Here is a 15,001-nt window from a genome sequence, read left to right as displayed (position 1 = left end):
TTGGAAGAAGGTGCGTAAAGCGAACTGAGCACCTTACAAACCATCCAGCTCTCGATGTCGCCGGAGTGTGGTCCAGCGTTGGCTGAAATGCGATGCCAGTCGTTCGACCAGATAAACCGAGCGATGCTGCCCACCCGTGCAGCCAATGGCAACGGTCACGTAGCTTCGGTGATTTAGCGCCAGAGGTTCCAGCCAATGCGATAGGAACTGTGCAATATGGGCTCTCATCAGTTCTACGTCCGATTGCTGTTGCAAGTAATCGATCACGGGCTGGTCTTTGCCCGTCAAAGCTTTCAAACCAGGTTCGTAATGGGGGTTTGGCAGCATGCGCACGTCAAAGACGTAGTCCGCGTCCACGGGCACGCCACGCTTGAATGCAAAAGACTGGAAGACAAGCGTTAGCTGACCTGGCAGAGCGGGCATGAGGCTTTTGACGTAGCCCTGCAACTGAGCTGCTCGAATGGCGCTTGTGTCGATCACATGAGATTGCTCGCGCAACTCGGCTAGCAACTCTCTTTCCAGTTCAATGGTTTGAAGCAAAGCGCGCTGGCCTTCTGTCCATTCGTCTCTAGAAAGAGGATGACGCCGCCGGGTTTCCGAAAATCTCCGTATCAGGGTATCGGTAGTGGCGTCCAAAAACAATGAGTGGACCACGACCCCTTCGCTGCGCAGTCGTTGCAGTTGCTGAGGCACCAATGGCAAGGCCGTCGCGCTGCGGACGTCCATGGCAATGGCGATTCGGTTGCCGTGATGCTGGTGCTCGAGGGCTACAAACGCTGCGAGCAGCTCAGGGGGAAGGTTGTCTACGCAGTAGTAGCCTGCATCTTCCAGCGCATGCAAAGCCACGGATTTTCCGGAGCCCGCCATGCCGGTGATCAATACGACCTCGAGTGCCATGCTTTATGCCTTGCCTTGCACGGGCTTGTTGCTGCTGAGCATTTCTCGAGCGTGTGCCATGGTGGCTCGCGATTGGCGTTCACCGCCGAGCATCCGGGCCATTTCGGTCACCCGCTGGTCTCCCTTGGCTGCAACTACCTGGCTTGTGGTGTTGTCACCTTGAGTCGTCTTCGCCACGATGAGGTGATGGTCTGCGCAAGCAGCAACTTGCGGAAGGTGGGTGACTGCCAGCACCTGTCGGTCACGGCCCAACTGCTGCATCAGCCTTCCAACGGTTTCGGCTACGGAGCCTCCCACCCCCGAGTCGACCTCATCGAAGATCAAGGTCGGAGCCTGTCCTAGCTGACTTGTGGTCACAGAAATCGCTAGGGAAATGCGCGACAGTTCTCCGCCCGAAGCGACTTTGCCAACTGGTCGAGGCGTAGCCCCTGGGTGTCCCGCAACCAAGAAAGAGACGCTGTCGACTCCATGAATGCCGGGTTCTTGCGTTGTCTCCATGAGTACCTCAAATCGCCCGCCGACCATGCCGAGCCCCTGCATGGCTTGGGTAATTGATTGGGCAAGCAGTGGTGCTGACTCCGCTCTTTGGCGTGATACCACCAGTGCTGCTTGCGCGTAGGCGGCGTTGCTTGCACGCTCTGCTTTGCCCAAGGACTCCAAATCGGCCGCTGTATCGAGCTTTGCAAGTTCTGCCTTCCATCCGTCCAGCAGCACTGGTAAATCTGCCGGCGTTCGCTTGTATTTGCGCGACAAAGACACCCATAGCGACATGCGTGAGTCCAATTCCAGAAGCCGGTCCGGATCCAACTCAATATGCCGGAGATAGCCTTGCAAAGAATGCGCCGCATCGGCAGCCTGATCCATGCACGACTGGAGAACTTCCGCCACCGACTGAAACTCGGGATCCAGATGCTGTTGTTCCTGCAAGAGATGGCAGGCCAGGCTCAACTGGCTCCGCGCACCAGAGTCTTCGTTTTCGAGCGTTGACAGGGCTTTTTGAGCACTGTCCAGAAGCGCTTGAGCGTGGGAAAGGCGACTGTGCTGTGTATTCAGTTCGTCCCATTCGTTAGGTGCAGGCGCCAGCTTTTGGACTTCATTGATTTGCCACTGCAGTCGCTCGCGTTCCTGCTGAAGTGTGTGTTGAGTGGCCTCTGCTTGCGCCAATGCTCTGCGATCATCCCGCCAGCGATTCCAGAGCGGCTCCAGCGCTGCTGTGCTGATTCCTCCATAGGCATCAAGAAGACTTCGGACAGCATCTTGACGCATCAGGCTTTGCCAAGCGTGTTGGCCGTGGATGTCCAACAAGTGACCACCGACAGTGCGCATCTGCGTTGCGGTCACCGGAATGCCATTCATCCATGCGCGACTTTTTCCCTGCCGGTCAATGGTGCGGCGAAGGAGCAAACCGTCTTCCAGCGGAATGCCTGCCTCTTCCAGCCAACTGGCCAAGCTGGATGGGGAATCAAATTCCGCGCAAATATCGGTGCGCTCCGAGCCTTCACGGATCACTCCTGAATCGGCTCTTGCACCAAGCAGCATTTGCAGCGCGTCGATCAGAATCGATTTTCCTGCGCCCGTCTCTCCTGTCAAAACGGTGAATCCCTTCTGCAGATCCAACTCCAACATGTCCACGATCACGAAATCGCGCAACGCGATCCGTTTCAGTGCCATCTATGAGCCTCCTTCGTTCCAGCGCAATTTTTTGCGCAAGGTCGCAAAATAATTCCAGCCCCGAGGATGCAAGAAGCGGACGCTATGTTTTGAACGCGTCACTACGATTCGATCTCCATGTTGTAGTGCTGCCAGCGATTGCATATCGAAATTTGCACTCACGTCACGGCCTCCGACGACCGTTACCGCAACATCAGTCGTGTCTGGTAGCACGATAGGACGATTGGAAAGCGTGTGCGGCGCGATCGGAACCATGACCCATCCAGGGATGGCCGGGTGCAACATAGGCCCTCCGGCTGACAAGGCATAGGCGGTAGATCCAGTCGGGGACGCAATGATGAGCCCGTCTGCACGCTGGTTAGACACGAAATGTCCTCCCACCTCAACGCGCAGTTCTACCATTCCGGAAGTAGAGCCGCGATTCACCACCACATCGTTTAGCGCCAGCGCCTCGAAAACGCATAGGTCTTGTCGCATCACACAGGCATGCATCAAAGGTCTGACATCCTCTTCATATTCCCCGTAGAGCATAGGTTTCAACGCAGCCGAATGCTCATCCAAGGGGATGTCAGTGATGAAGCCAAGCCGGCCTTGGTTGATGCCGATCAGCGGCGTTTGGTAGGGGGCAAGTTGCCGGCCCACCCCGAGCATGGTGCCATCTCCTCCGATCACCATGCCCAAGTCACATTCCTCACCAATCTGTTCTACCTTCATCATCGGGTAGTCAGTGAGGCCGGTGTTATTGGCGGTGTCTTGCTCCAGCACTAGTTCACAGCCCTCATCCGCGAGAAACTGCGCAATCTCTTGCACGGCATTGCGTGAACCTTCCGAGACAACGCTTGAGGCGTGTGGCTGATATTTGCCAAAAAGAGCAACCCGTTTGAACCTGAGCTTCATTAGGAAATTAGATCATTAAAATGATTCAATGCTGGATGACCGTGCCAAGTTGTTGCTCAAGGCGCTCGTAGAGCGCTACATCGCCGATGGGCAACCTGTAGGCTCGCGCACGCTCTCACGTGCGTCAGGTCTCGATCTGTCTCCCGCCACCATACGCAACGTGATGGCGGACTTGGAAGAAATTGGATTGATCGCCAGTCCCCATACTTCTGCCGGACGAATTCCCACCGCAAAAGGGTATCGGCTGTTTGTTGACACCATGTTGACCGTGCAGCGAGAACAGCTTTATTCCCCGCAGCTTGCTGCAGAGCAACCGCAGAAGGTGATCGCCAACGCTGCACACCTGCTATCGAGCCTCTCACAATTCGTGGGAGTGGTCATGACGCCTCGGCGCGCTTCGGTGTTCAGGCATATCGAATTTTTAAGATTGTCTGAAAAACGGCTTTTGGTCATCATCGTTTCGCCGGAAGGCGATGTGCAAAACCGGGTGATCTTCACTGATGTGGACCATTCGCAATCGCACTTGGCAGAGGCTGCAAACTTCCTGAACAGTCATTACTCCGGAATGGACATGGAGCAAGTGCGTGAACGGTTGAAAACCGAAGTGGATCAGCTTCGGGTGGAAATCGGCTCGCTGATGCAGGCTGCGGTGAACGTCGGATCAGAAGCGATGGCGCAGTCGCAGGATGATGTGGTGATCTCGGGCGAACGCAATCTGCTCGCTGTCAGCGACTTTTCCAATGACATGGGCAACCTCCGACGAGCCTTCGATCTCTTCGAACAGAAAACGCAGATATTGCGGCTGCTCGATGTGTCCAATCGTGCCGATGGAGTGCGGATTTTCATAGGCGGGGAAAGCCACATAGTGCCTTTCGAAGAACTCTCCGTGGTCACTGCTCCCTATGAGGTTGACGGCCAAGTGGTTGGTACGCTTGGCGTGATTGGGCCCACCAGAATGCCATATGACAGGATGATCCAGATCGTGGACATCACCTCGAAACTGGTGACCAATGCCCTGAGCCATCGCAAGTAAGCACATACAATTGTTCGCTTGGGGCGTTAGCTCAGTTGGTTAGAGCAGAGGACTCATAATCCTTTGGTCGTCGGTTCAAGTCCGCCACGCCCTACCATCGCTCTCTACTCGAGAGATGTGAAAAAATTCTGATGATGACGATGCCTCAGAAATTGGCCTAAAAAACTGCGCTAGAATTGCAGTCTTGCTTACGTCGCTGCAATCCCCCGAGGGGAAGCAGAAAAGTGAGAAGTGAATGAAGGCATTTAAAACGTGCTATAATTCAAAGCTTAGCGGCTGTAGCTCAGCTGGATAGAGTACTTGGCTACGAACCAAGGGGTCGTGGGTTCGATTCCTGCCAGCCGCACCAAACGGTAAGCCCTAGAACAGTGATGTTCTAGGGCTTTTTCCGTTTTTGGCTCAATGTCTTTTTGTTCAGAATATTCCTATGAGCAAGGCATTCACTAGAGAATCGGAAGCTTCCGACGAGGACGACGAGTTCTCACCCGCGCCTATTCCTCAGGGTAGTAAAAACTACATCACCCCTGCTGGCTACGCACAGTTGCGTGCAGAGTTGCTGGATCTCATCGACAACGAGCGGCCCAAAATTGTCGAGATCGTGCACTGGGCGGCCAGCAATGGCGATCGTTCGGAGAACGGTGACTATCTCTACGGCAAGAAGCGTCTGCGCGAAATTGATCGCAGGATACGGTTTCTGACCAAGCGTCTAGAAATTGCTGAAGTGGTTGATCCGTCTGTGCATGTGGGAAGCGATCAAGTCTTTTTCGGCGCCACTGTCGTATATGAGGACGATGAAGGTGTCGAGCGCACGATCACCATCCTGGGCATCGATGAGGTCGAAACGGCGTTGTCGCAAGTGAGCTGGGTGTCGCCTGTAGCGAGAGCGTTGTTGAAAGCGCGCGAGGGCGATCAAGTTCAACTTGCCACGCCAGGGGGCAACCGCACCTTGGAGATCATCGAGGTGCGTTATCCAGAGCGCGGCGCCTAAGCGCAGCTGCCTTGCAGAAGGGGCGACGGTGAATCGCTAACCTTGAGGCAGGACACGGAATGCACGCAGCACGGCCGGCGTGCGGCGCAGATTGCGCAGTGATGCTTCCACGTGCGCCTGGTCCCTCGCCGCGATGACGAAGCGCAAATCTGTCGTGTCCATGGCGGCTTCGTCGTCCATGTCAACGTGAACGATGTCTGCTTCTGAGCTGGCCAATTCGGCTGCAATGCGCGCCAATACGCCTTTGCCGTTTGCCACAGTCACGACTACGCCGGTCTCGAACATGCGGGTCGGCTCGTCGGCCCAATCCACTGCGATGAAACGCTCGCTGTCCTTGTGCTGAAGTTTTTTGGCTACGCTGCACTGTGCGTTATGGACGACCAGACCTTCACCGCGGCCCAGATATCCAACAATGGGATCTCCTGGCACCGGCCGGCAGCAGTTCGCGTATTGCACGGAAGCGTTTTCGCTGCCATCCAGGGTAACGCCGCCTTGCGAAAGAGTTTCATGGGACGAGTACCTTTCGCGCGTCAGCAGCAGGGCATCAGGACGGTGGCCGTGCTCGGCCATGAGCACCATCAGCCGTTTGGCCACGATGCCCGCGATGCGTTTGCCCAAGCCGATGTCGGTCATGAGTTCTGTGCGCGTGCGGTTACCCGTGAAGCGCAGCAGCTTGTCCCACAACGGTTGATTTTCAGCCTCGGTTGGTAGCCGTTCCAGCCCCTCCGCCCTCAAGGCTTGAGTCAACAGTTTCTCGCCAAGTCCTGCCGATTCAGTATGAGCCAGGGTCTTGAGATAGTGGCGAATTTTCGAGCGGGCGCGACCTGTCCGCACAAAGCCCAGCCATGCAGGGTTGGGCGTGGAAACCGGTGCCGTGATGACTTCCACGACATCTCCGTTCTTCAGTTCGGTCCGCAGCGGGACTTGTTCGTTATTGATTTTTGCCGCAGTGGTACGGTCGCCCACATTGCTGTGAATGGCATATGCGAAATCTACGACGGTGGCGCCCCGCGGCAGGGCCATGATCTGGCTCTTCGGTGTGAAAACGTAGACCGCGTCGGGGAAAAGATCCACCTTCACGTGGTCCCAGAACTCTGCTGCGTCGCGCGTTTCGTTTTGAATGTCCAGCAGCGATTGGAGCCATTTCGTGCCCAGACGCTCGGCAGCCGATCCTTCCGCGTCCTGGGCTTTGTAAAGCCAATGCGCCGCCACGCCCGCTTCTGCGACGACATGCATTTCCTCGGTGCGCATCTGGAATTCGATGTTCACTCCCGATGGGCCAACCAGCGTGGTATGCAGCGACTGATAGCCATTGAGTTTGGCGATGGCAATATGGTCCTTGAACTTGCCCGGCACAGGTTTGTACATCTGATGAAGTACGCCCAGCGCGGTATAGCAGTCGACCACCGTTGGCACGATGACGCGAAAGCCATAGATATCAGTGACCTGCGCAAAGCTCAGATGCTTCGTGTCCATCTTTTGATAGATGGCGTAGAGCGTTTTCTCACGGCCCGCAAGCCGTGCTTTCATTCCAAGACGAGAAAATGCGGTGTCGACTTCGGCCTGGACCCGCTGCACGATGTCGCGTCGGCGGTTTCTGGATTTATTGACGGCCTTGGAGAGCGTTGCATATCGCCAGGGGTGCAAATGCCGGAATGAGAGGTCCTGAAGCTCGCGATAGGTCTGGTTCAATCCGAGCCGGTGGGCGATGGGCGCATAAATCTCCAGGGTTTCGGACGCGATCCGGCCCCATTTGCTGCGCGGCATGTCCGACAGGGTGCGCATGTTGTGCGTCCGGTCCGCCAGTTTGATGAGGATGACCCGCACGTCGCGCGCCATCGCCAGAAGCATCTTGCGAAAAGATTCGGCCTGGTTTTCTTCGCGGGTATTGAACTGCAGCTTGTCCAGTTTGGTCAGCCCGTCCACCAGCTCAGCCACCGGCAAGCCGAAACGATCGATGAGGTCGGATTTGGTGACCCCGCAATCTTCCATGGCGTCGTGCAGCAGGGCTGCCATCAGCGCTTGGCCGTCCAGCTTCCAGGTGGCGCACTGCGCTGCTACTGCGATGGGGTGGGTGATATAGGGCTCACCACTGTTACGCAGTTGCCCGAGATGTGCCTCGTCCGCGAATCGATAGGCCTGCCGTACCTGCTCGATGCTGGCTGCGTCGAGGTAGCCGAGGTTCTCGGTGAGGGCCGCAAAACTGGCCGCTGCTGCGTTGGCGGCTGCTGCGGACGTGCCTCCCGCTGCCCCGTTGTCGCCAGGGCGCGGGTCTTGGGCAGATGGTTTATTCAAGACCGCATTCATGCCTTTAATGTAGCGTGCTCATGGTATTGCAGCATTTGGCCAAAAAAAAGCACCGCAAAGCGGTGCTATTGAGGGCTGCTGCTGCAGACCTGAGGCGTTAGCCGGGGACCTTCTTCAGCATCTCCAGGCCGACCTTGCCTTGTGCGATTTCACGCAGAGCCGTCACCGCAGGCTTGTTGCGGCTTTCGATCTTCGGGGCGTGGCCTTGGCTGAGCATGCGCGCACGGTACGTGGCTGCCAGCACGAGTTGAAAGCGGTTGGGGATGTGCTCGAGGCAGTCTTCAACGGTGATGCGGGCCATGCGGCTTCTCCAGGAGGTCAGGTGATATTGAGAGATTCGAACGTGTCGGCCCGTGCACGGCGTTGCGCCGCATACTTGAGCCGCTGGGCGTGGACGATGGTTTTCAGGTCGAAAAGCGCACGCTCAAATAGCTCGTTGATTATAACGAAGTCGAATTTGAAGGCCTGTTCCATTTCCTGCGCGGCGTTCTTCAGCCGGATTTCGATCACGTCGGGGGCGTCTTCGCCGCGGCGCTCGAGCCGGGAGCGCAGTTCTTCCCAACTGGGGGGAAGTATGAAGATGAGGACCGCGTTGGCAAAAGCCTGCTTGACCTGAATGGCGCCCTGGAAATCGATCTCCAGAACCACATCGGCCCCTTGGGCGATCCGTTCTTCGATGGCTTTGCGGGAAGTGCCGTAACGGCGGCCGTGCACATGGGCCCATTCCACGAACCCGTCGGAGGCGACCATTGCGTCGAACTCTTGCTCCGAGGTGAAGAAGTATTCGCGACCGTGCTTTTCCTGGCCGCGCGGAGCCCGAGTGGTGTGAGACACCGATGGCTGCACGTGGGAGTCGAGCTCCAGCAGCGCCTTGACCAAGCTCGATTTGCCCGCGCCGCTGGGCGCTGCCACTACGAATAGATTTCCAGGGTAGTCCATGCGGGATATGTGCTGGCTGCTATCAAAATAGGATTATCGCTCACTCGATGTTCTGGACCTGCTCGCGCATTTGCTCGATCAGGACCTTCATGTCCACGCTGATGCGCGTGAGTTCCATCGCTGCAGATTTGGAGCCCAGGGTGTTGGCTTCGCGGTGCAATTCCTGGATGAGGAAGTCCAGCCGTTTGCCGACTTCTCCACCTTTTTTCAGCAGGCGCTCGATTTCGTCGAGGTGGGAATCCAGCCGTGTGATCTCTTCGGCCACGTCGATGCGGATCGCAAAAGCCGTGGCTTCGGTCAGCGCACGGTCCTGGGCGGCTTCCGGCAAGGTGGCGTTGTCGGCCAAGGCCATGGCCTCTTTCCAGCGCTCCATGAAGCGCTGGCGTTGCTGCTCCACCAGCTTGGGGACGAGGGGCGTGGCTTGATGGGCGAGGGCGCGCAACTGCTCGAGCCGGTCTTGCAGCATGGCCGACAGGCGCTTGCCTTCGCGTTCCCGGGCGCTGAGAAGGTCTTTCAGGGCCTTCTCGGCCAGCGCCGGTACGGCGTCACTCCAGTCGTCCTGGGCCGAGCCTGCGTTGGCGCACAGCCGCAGGGCGTCTGCAACGCTCAGGGGCGCTGCGTCGGGAAGCCAGGCGCGAACGGCATCCTGTGCGGAATTCAAACGCTGCAGCAGCCGGGGCGCCGGATCGGGGAGGGCGTTGGCGTCTTCACTTTCGATGGAAGCGCGCACTTCGACCTTGCCACGCTTGAGCCGCGCGGTGAGCAAGCTCCGCAGGACTGGCTCCTGGGCTCGCAATTCATCGGGCAGCCGGAACGACAGATCCAGAAAACGGCTGTTGACGGAACGGATCTCCAGGCCCAGACGGCGCGTGCGGCCATCGGTTTCGCCCCCTCCCGCGGATGCGCTTTGCTGCGCGCTGGCGTATCCGGTCATGCTGTAAACTGCCATTGGACTTTTCGGTGGTTGCTTGCGATCCGGCGATTATCCGGGTTCCGATTCGTGCCCGAGGTTTCTTCGCAAAATATGTCAAAAATCAAGCCGGCACCCCTGCCGCCCGACACCACGATTGGTGGATACCGCGTGGTGCGCAGGCTCTCCTCTGGCGGCTTCGGAGTGGTGTATCTCGCCATCGACCCCGACGGCCAGCAGGTCGCCATCAAGGAATACCTGCCTTCCTCCCTGTCCACCCGCGGGCCGGGCGAACTGCTTCCCAAGGTGCCGCCCGAAAAACTGTCTCTGTACCGGCTCGGGCTCAAGAGCTTCTTCGAGGAAGGGCGCGCGCTGGCGCAGATCTCCCATGCGTCGGTAGTCAGCGTGCTCAATTTCTTCCGGGAAAACGAGACGGTCTACATGGTCATGAATTACCTGGAGGGGGCCACCCTGCAGGATTTCATCATCACCGCGCGGGACCTCAAGACACAGAAGGTGTTCCGCGAGTCCACCATCCGCTCGTTGTTCGATGAGGTGCTTCGCGGCCTGCGCATCGTGCACCAGCACAAGATGCTGCACCTCGACATCAAGCCTGCCAACATTTTCATCACCGACGACAACAAGGCCGTGATGATCGATTTCGGCGCGGCGCGCGAGGTACTTTCCAAAGAAGGCAATTTCATCCGCCCGATGTACACGCCCGGCTTCGCGGCACCCGAGATGTACCGCCGCGATTCGTCGATGGGCCCGTGGACCGACATCTACGCGATCGGCGCCTGCATCTACGCGTGCATGCAGGGATTTCCGCCCAACGAGGCCCCGCAGCGCTCCGACAAGGATCGCCTTTCGCTGGCGCTCACCAAGCTGCGTGGCGTGTATTCCGACAACCTGATCGAAGTGGTCGAGTGGTGCATGGCGCTGGACCCGCTGTCTCGGCCGCAGTCGGTGTTCGCGCTGCAAAAAGAGCTCAGCCGTGAGGGCGAACGGCGCTACACCAAGCTGTCGGTGGGCGAAAAGATGCGGTTGCAGCTCGACACGCTGGTGTCGGACACCAAGAAGAATGTGCAGAAAGTGGGCGAGGCCACGCGAATAGGGGCGAAGCCGAAATGAAATTCTCCGTCTTCCAGGTCAGCCGTCGTGGTGGCCGCGAAACCAATGAAGACCGCATGGGCTACTGCTACACGCGGGAGTCCAGCCTGTTCGTGCTCGCGGACGGCATGGGCGGCCACCCGGAAGGGGAAGTGGCGGCGCAACTGGCATTGCAGACGGTTTCGGCGGCGTTCCAGCGCCACGCCAAGCCCAAGCTGGAGGATGTGCACGGATTTCTGGCCGATGCACTGCTGGCGGCACACCACCAGATCCTGCGCTACGCGGCCGACCGCGGCATGCTGGACACCCCGCGCACGACGCTGGTCGTTGCCGTGGTGCAGGAGGGTTGCGCCAGCTGGATCCATTGCGGCGACTCGCGCCTGTACATGGTGCGGGGCGGCGACCTGTTCACCCGCACGCGCGACCATTCGTACCTGGAACTGCGGAACATGCCGCTGCAAGGCATCGAGCGGGTGAACCGCAACGTGCTCTTCACATGCCTCGGGTCGCCGACCAAGCCGATCTATGACATCACCGGCCCGGTGGCGCTGGAGCAGGGTGACCGCATTCTGCTGTGCTCCGACGGCCTTTGGGGCACGCTGGACGACGAGACCATCGCCCGCCAGTTGAGCCGGCTGCCCGTCTCGCAGTCGGTGCCCGACCTGGTCGAAGACGCGCTGCGAAAGGCCGGCGACACCAGCGACAACGTGACCGTGGTGGCCCTGGAGTGGGAAACCCCGGACGCGTTCGAGTCCACCCAGGGCATTTCGACCGACAGCATCAGCGACGATGGGTTTTCGTCCACCATCCAGGCCGGCCCGCTCGACATGGTGGACGACGACCTGGACGACGAAGCCATCGAACGCTCCATTGCCGAGATCAACGAGGCCATCCGCCGCTCGGCGGCCCGCAAGGCCTGAAGGTCCGACGCGGCGCCTGCCGGGCGTCGAACCTGTTTCGCTTTCACCGGAACCCATTTCATGACCCATTTTTCCCGCCCTGGCGGCCGTGCCGCCGACCAGTTGCGTCCGGTGCGCATCACCCGCCGCTACACCATGCACGCCGAGGGCTCGGTGCTGATCGAGTTCGGCAACACCAAAGTGCTGTGCACGGCGTCGGTGGAAGAGCGCGTGCCGCCCCACAAGCGCGGCAGCGGCGAGGGTTGGGTGACGGCCGAGTACGGCATGCTGCCCCGGTCCACCCACACCCGCAGCGACCGCGAGGCCGCCCGCGGCAAGCAAAACGGCCGCACCCAGGAGATCCAGCGCCTGATCGGTCGCAGCCTGCGCGCGGTGTTCGACCTGAAACGGCTGGGCGAACGCACCCTGCAGCTCGACTGCGACGTGATCCAGGCCGACGGGGGTACTCGCACCGCGGCCATCACGGGCGCGTGGGTCGCGGCGCAGGATGCCGTCGCCCACCTGATCAAGACCGGCAAGCTGGCCGAGTCGCCCATCACCGCGCCGCTGGCCGCCATCTCGGTCGGCATCGTGGAGGGAACGCCGCTGCTCGACCTGGAGTACGTGGAAGACGTGGCCTGTGACACCGACATGAACGTGGTGATGACCGGCGCGGGGCACTTCGTGGAAGTGCAAGGCACGGCCGAAGGCGTGGCGTTCACCCGCCAGGAAATGGACCGCCTGCTGTCGCTGGCCGAGAAGGGTGTGGCCGAACTGGTGGCGCTGCAGCAGAAGGCGCTACTGGATTCATAGCAAACTTTTCTACGGGGATAGGCGCCGGAGGGCATTTTGGTGCCCGCACTTTGTGCCAGATGGGAAGCTGATTGCCAGCGGGGCGGTTGCCGTGGGCAGCTTCGTGAACCGCCTCCTGCTGACTGCGTCCAGGCGCTCCACTGAACTGCTGAGAAGAGATTGCTATTAAATTAATAGCTATGCACCCTAGATGAATATGCGCCAGAGGCCATTTTGACCATGAAAATCGTATTAGCCTCCAACAACCAGGGCAAGCTGGCCGAACTGCAAACCCTGCTGGCTCCGCTCGGGGTGGAACTGATCCGCCAGGCCGATCTGGGGGTTGGCGAGGCGGAAGAGCCCTTCCGCACCTTTGTCGAGAACGCGCTGGCCAAGGCACGCTTCGCCGCCCGGCATACCGGGCTGCCGGCGCTGGCCGACGATGCAGGCCTGTGCGTCGATGCGTTCGGCGGCCTGCCGGGCGTGGACACCGCCTACTACGCGACCCAGTTCGGCTACGAGAAGGGCGACGCGAACAACGTGCGCGCGCTGCTCGAGCAGATGCAGGGGCTGGACCAGCGCCGCGCGGCGATGGTGAGCACGCTGGTGGCGGTGCGCAATCCCGAAGACCCGGAGCCGCTCATCGCGGTCGGGCGGGTCACTGGCGAGATCGCGCGCGAACCCCGGGGCGACCAGGGTTTCGGGTTCGATCCGATCATGTTCATCCCCGAGTTCGGCAAGACTTTCGCCGAACTGCCCGTGGCGGTGAAGAACGCCCACAGCCACCGTGGCCGCTCGGCGCAGCAGATGCTGGCGCTGATGCGCGAGCGTTGGTTCTAGGCGGCGTTCGGCACATTCGGAGACCTGTGGCCGTGTCCATTCCCGTTCCCCCATCCAGCCCCACGTCCATTCCCATCGTTTCGGAAGGGATGGCGGAGGCTGCGCCAGCGCCGCTGCGCGACATTCAGCATTCCATGCGGCCGGGCGTGCTGCACCTGAGCAGCCTGCCACCCCTGTCGCTGTACGTGCACCTGCCCTGGTGCCTGAAGAAATGCCCTTACTGCGATTTCAATTCGCACGAGGTGCGCGACGCCAGCGGCGCGCAGGCGTTGCCCGAGCAGCGCTATCTGGACGCGCTCATGGCCGATCTGGAAGCGGCGCTGCCGCTGATCTGGGGCCGGACGGTGCACAGCATCTTCATCGGCGGAGGCACGCCCAGCCTGTTCTCGCCGGCGTCCATCGATCAGCTGATCGGCGGCCTGCGCGCCCGGCTTCGGCTGGAGGCGGATTGCGAGATCACGATGGAGGCCAACCCCGGCACGTTCGAGAAGGACCGTTTTCGCGCCTACCGGGCGGCCGGGGTGACGCGGCTGTCCATCGGCGTGCAGAGCTTCGACGACCGGTTCCTGACGGCGCTCGGGCGGGTGCATGACCGGGCGCAGGCGCTGGCCGCCGTGCAGGAGGCCGCGCAGGCGTTCGAGACCTTCAATCTCGACATCATGTACGCCCTGCCAGGGCAGACGCTCGCCGATCTGGAGCAGGACATGCGCACCGCGCTGTCGCTCGGCCCTCCGCACATTTCGATCTACCACCTGACGATCGAGCCCAACACGGTCTTTGCCAAGTTTCCGCCCGTGGTTCCGGAAGACGACATGGCCTACGCCATGCTCGACCGCATCACCGAGATGACCGGCGAGGCCGGCTTGCAGCGCTATGAAATCTCGGCCTATGCCAAGGAAGGCCACGGCTGCTTTCACAACACCAATTACTGGCAGTTTGGCGATTACCTCGGCATTGGCGCAGGAGCGCACAGCAAGATCAGCTTCGCGCACCGCGTGGTGCGGCAGGTGCGCTTTCGCGACCCGGGCCGGTACATGGACCATGCGCTCGCAGGCCACGCGGTGGCGAAGGACGAAGAGGTGCGCCGTGCGGACCTGCCGTTCGAATACATGCTCAATGCCCTGCGGCTGCGGGAAGGGTTCGCGCTGCAGGACTTCACCGCGCGCACGGGCCTGCCGCTCACCGCGATCGCAAAGGCTCTGGAAGAGGCCGAGCGCAAGGGCCTGATTGAGCGCGACATGCTGCGGGTGCGCCCGACCGAGCGGGGCTTCGACTTCCTGAGCGACCTGCAGGAGCTGTTTCTGGCGGACTGAAGGGCAGCAGCGCCGGGGTGTGACGCGGACGCTGCCGGCGATCCGTCAGCCGCAACGCGCCGCGACGATGCGGCCGTTGGCATCCACCTGCAGGTTCAGGCGCGTGGCGTCGAATTCCTTGGTGACGATCTGGTCCGGGCGCAGCACCCGGGCCATCTGCGCGCCGGAACGCACGCGCGCGTCCTCCACTACCTTTGCCGTGCTGTTCTGGCCGACCACGACCTGGGCTGGCGGGCCGCTGCACATTCCGCCGACCGGGGCGCCAGTGCTGCTGGTCGCGCCCGTGGAACTGCCCCAGGGCGCGTTGGTGGTGCAGCCTGCCAGCAGGGCTGCGGCGGAAAGTGCGAATGCGGTCAGTGAGCGATGGGACATGGTGAATGGCAGTGTTGTCGTTGGTGAAAGGGC

Annotated in this window: 15 protein-coding genes and 2 tRNA genes; 9 read left to right on the top strand and 8 right to left on the bottom strand. The window is 60.3% G+C overall.

The window, feature by feature from the left end; all coding sequences use genetic code 11:
• Positions 1-33 precede the first annotated feature (33 nt).
• The 3 genes from rapZ to BLT03_RS05465 are packed head-to-tail and all read right to left on the bottom strand — an operon-like array spanning position 34 to position 3,465.
• Positions 34-897, bottom strand: a complete 864-nt coding sequence (gene rapZ / locus BLT03_RS05475; RefSeq protein WP_092741167.1) for an RNase adapter RapZ — start codon at positions 895-897, stop codon at positions 34-36.
• Between the two features lie 3 nt (positions 898-900).
• Positions 901-2,568, bottom strand: a complete 1,668-nt coding sequence (gene recN, locus BLT03_RS05470) for a DNA repair protein RecN (protein WP_092741165.1) — start codon at positions 2,566-2,568, stop codon at positions 901-903.
• Positions 2,569-3,465, bottom strand: coding sequence for an NAD kinase (locus BLT03_RS05465; RefSeq protein ID WP_092741163.1), 897 nt, complete (start codon positions 3,463-3,465; stop codon positions 2,569-2,571). It lies immediately after the preceding gene.
• 28 nt (positions 3,466-3,493) lie between these two features.
• On the opposite strand from BLT03_RS05465, the gene hrcA reads away from it, so the two are divergent.
• From hrcA to greB, 4 genes are all read left to right on the top strand, one after another.
• Positions 3,494-4,498 carry a heat-inducible transcriptional repressor HrcA gene (hrcA, locus tag BLT03_RS05460; protein ID WP_092741161.1) on the top strand — a complete coding sequence of 335 codons (1,005 nt, stop codon included), beginning with the start codon at positions 3,494-3,496 and terminating at the stop codon, positions 4,496-4,498.
• A 20-nt stretch (positions 4,499-4,518) separates the two neighbouring features.
• Positions 4,519-4,595: transfer RNA gene (locus tag BLT03_RS05455), tRNA-Ile, on the top strand.
• Positions 4,596-4,770: 175 nt separating this feature from the next.
• Positions 4,771-4,847: transfer RNA gene (locus BLT03_RS05450), tRNA-Arg, on the top strand.
• Positions 4,848-4,925: 78 nt separating this feature from the next.
• Positions 4,926-5,486 carry a transcription elongation factor GreB gene (greB, locus tag BLT03_RS05445; protein ID WP_092741159.1) on the top strand — a complete coding sequence of 187 codons (561 nt, stop codon included), beginning with the start codon at positions 4,926-4,928 and terminating at the stop codon, positions 5,484-5,486.
• Between the two features lie 36 nt (positions 5,487-5,522).
• On the opposite strand, the gene BLT03_RS05440 is transcribed toward greB, so the two are convergent.
• The 4 genes from BLT03_RS05440 to BLT03_RS05425 all read right to left on the bottom strand — a co-directional run bounded on the left by BLT03_RS05440 (position 5,523) and on the right by BLT03_RS05425 (position 9,666).
• Entirely contained in the window at positions 5,523-7,793 is a 2,271-nt protein-coding gene (locus BLT03_RS05440) for a RelA/SpoT family protein (protein WP_092741157.1), read from the bottom strand.
• 97 nt (positions 7,794-7,890) lie between these two features.
• Positions 7,891-8,094 (bottom strand): DNA-directed RNA polymerase subunit omega, encoded by a 204-nt coding sequence (gene rpoZ, locus BLT03_RS05435; protein WP_092741155.1) that lies wholly within the window; start codon positions 8,092-8,094, stop codon positions 7,891-7,893.
• Positions 8,095-8,111: 17 nt separating this feature from the next.
• On the bottom strand, positions 8,112-8,732 hold the full coding sequence (gmk, locus tag BLT03_RS05430) for a guanylate kinase (RefSeq protein WP_092741153.1): 621 nt from the start codon (positions 8,730-8,732) through the stop codon (positions 8,112-8,114).
• 40 nt (positions 8,733-8,772) lie between these two features.
• Complete coding sequence (locus BLT03_RS05425) at positions 8,773-9,666, bottom strand: YicC/YloC family endoribonuclease (RefSeq protein ID WP_092741944.1); 894 nt, start codon at positions 9,664-9,666, stop codon at positions 8,773-8,775.
• Positions 9,667-9,756: 90 nt separating this feature from the next.
• On the opposite strand from BLT03_RS05425, the gene BLT03_RS05420 reads away from it, so the two are divergent.
• The 5 genes from BLT03_RS05420 to hemW all read left to right on the top strand — a co-directional run bounded on the left by BLT03_RS05420 (position 9,757) and on the right by hemW (position 14,596).
• Positions 9,757-10,773 carry a serine/threonine protein kinase gene (locus BLT03_RS05420; protein WP_092741151.1) on the top strand — a complete coding sequence of 339 codons (1,017 nt, stop codon included), beginning with the start codon at positions 9,757-9,759 and terminating at the stop codon, positions 10,771-10,773.
• Complete coding sequence (locus tag BLT03_RS05415) at positions 10,770-11,672, top strand: PP2C family protein-serine/threonine phosphatase (protein ID WP_092741149.1); 903 nt, start codon at positions 10,770-10,772, stop codon at positions 11,670-11,672. The genes BLT03_RS05420 and BLT03_RS05415 overlap by 4 nt, the downstream gene beginning before the upstream one ends.
• Positions 11,673-11,732: 60 nt before the next feature.
• Complete coding sequence (gene rph, locus BLT03_RS05410) at positions 11,733-12,464, top strand: ribonuclease PH (protein ID WP_092741147.1); 732 nt, start codon at positions 11,733-11,735, stop codon at positions 12,462-12,464.
• A gap of 219 nt (positions 12,465-12,683) precedes the next feature.
• Positions 12,684-13,283 (top strand): RdgB/HAM1 family non-canonical purine NTP pyrophosphatase, encoded by a 600-nt coding sequence (gene rdgB / locus BLT03_RS05405; protein ID WP_092741145.1) that lies wholly within the window; start codon positions 12,684-12,686, stop codon positions 13,281-13,283.
• A gap of 89 nt (positions 13,284-13,372) precedes the next feature.
• Entirely contained in the window at positions 13,373-14,596 is a 1,224-nt protein-coding gene (gene hemW / locus BLT03_RS05400) for a radical SAM family heme chaperone HemW (RefSeq protein ID WP_092741143.1), read from the top strand.
• A gap of 45 nt (positions 14,597-14,641) precedes the next feature.
• Here hemW and BLT03_RS05395 read toward each other — a convergent pair whose 3' ends face one another.
• A complete protein-coding gene (locus tag BLT03_RS05395) occupies positions 14,642-14,968 on the bottom strand; it encodes an I78 family peptidase inhibitor (protein WP_092741141.1) in 327 nt (108 codons plus the stop codon).
• Positions 14,969-15,001: the final 33 nt, after the last annotated feature.

The organism is Paracidovorax valerianellae, from assembly GCF_900102625.1.
GTDB classification, from domain to species: domain Bacteria; phylum Pseudomonadota; class Gammaproteobacteria; order Burkholderiales; family Burkholderiaceae_C; genus Paracidovorax; species Paracidovorax valerianellae.
This window is presented reverse-complemented; position numbering and strand designations above follow the sequence as displayed.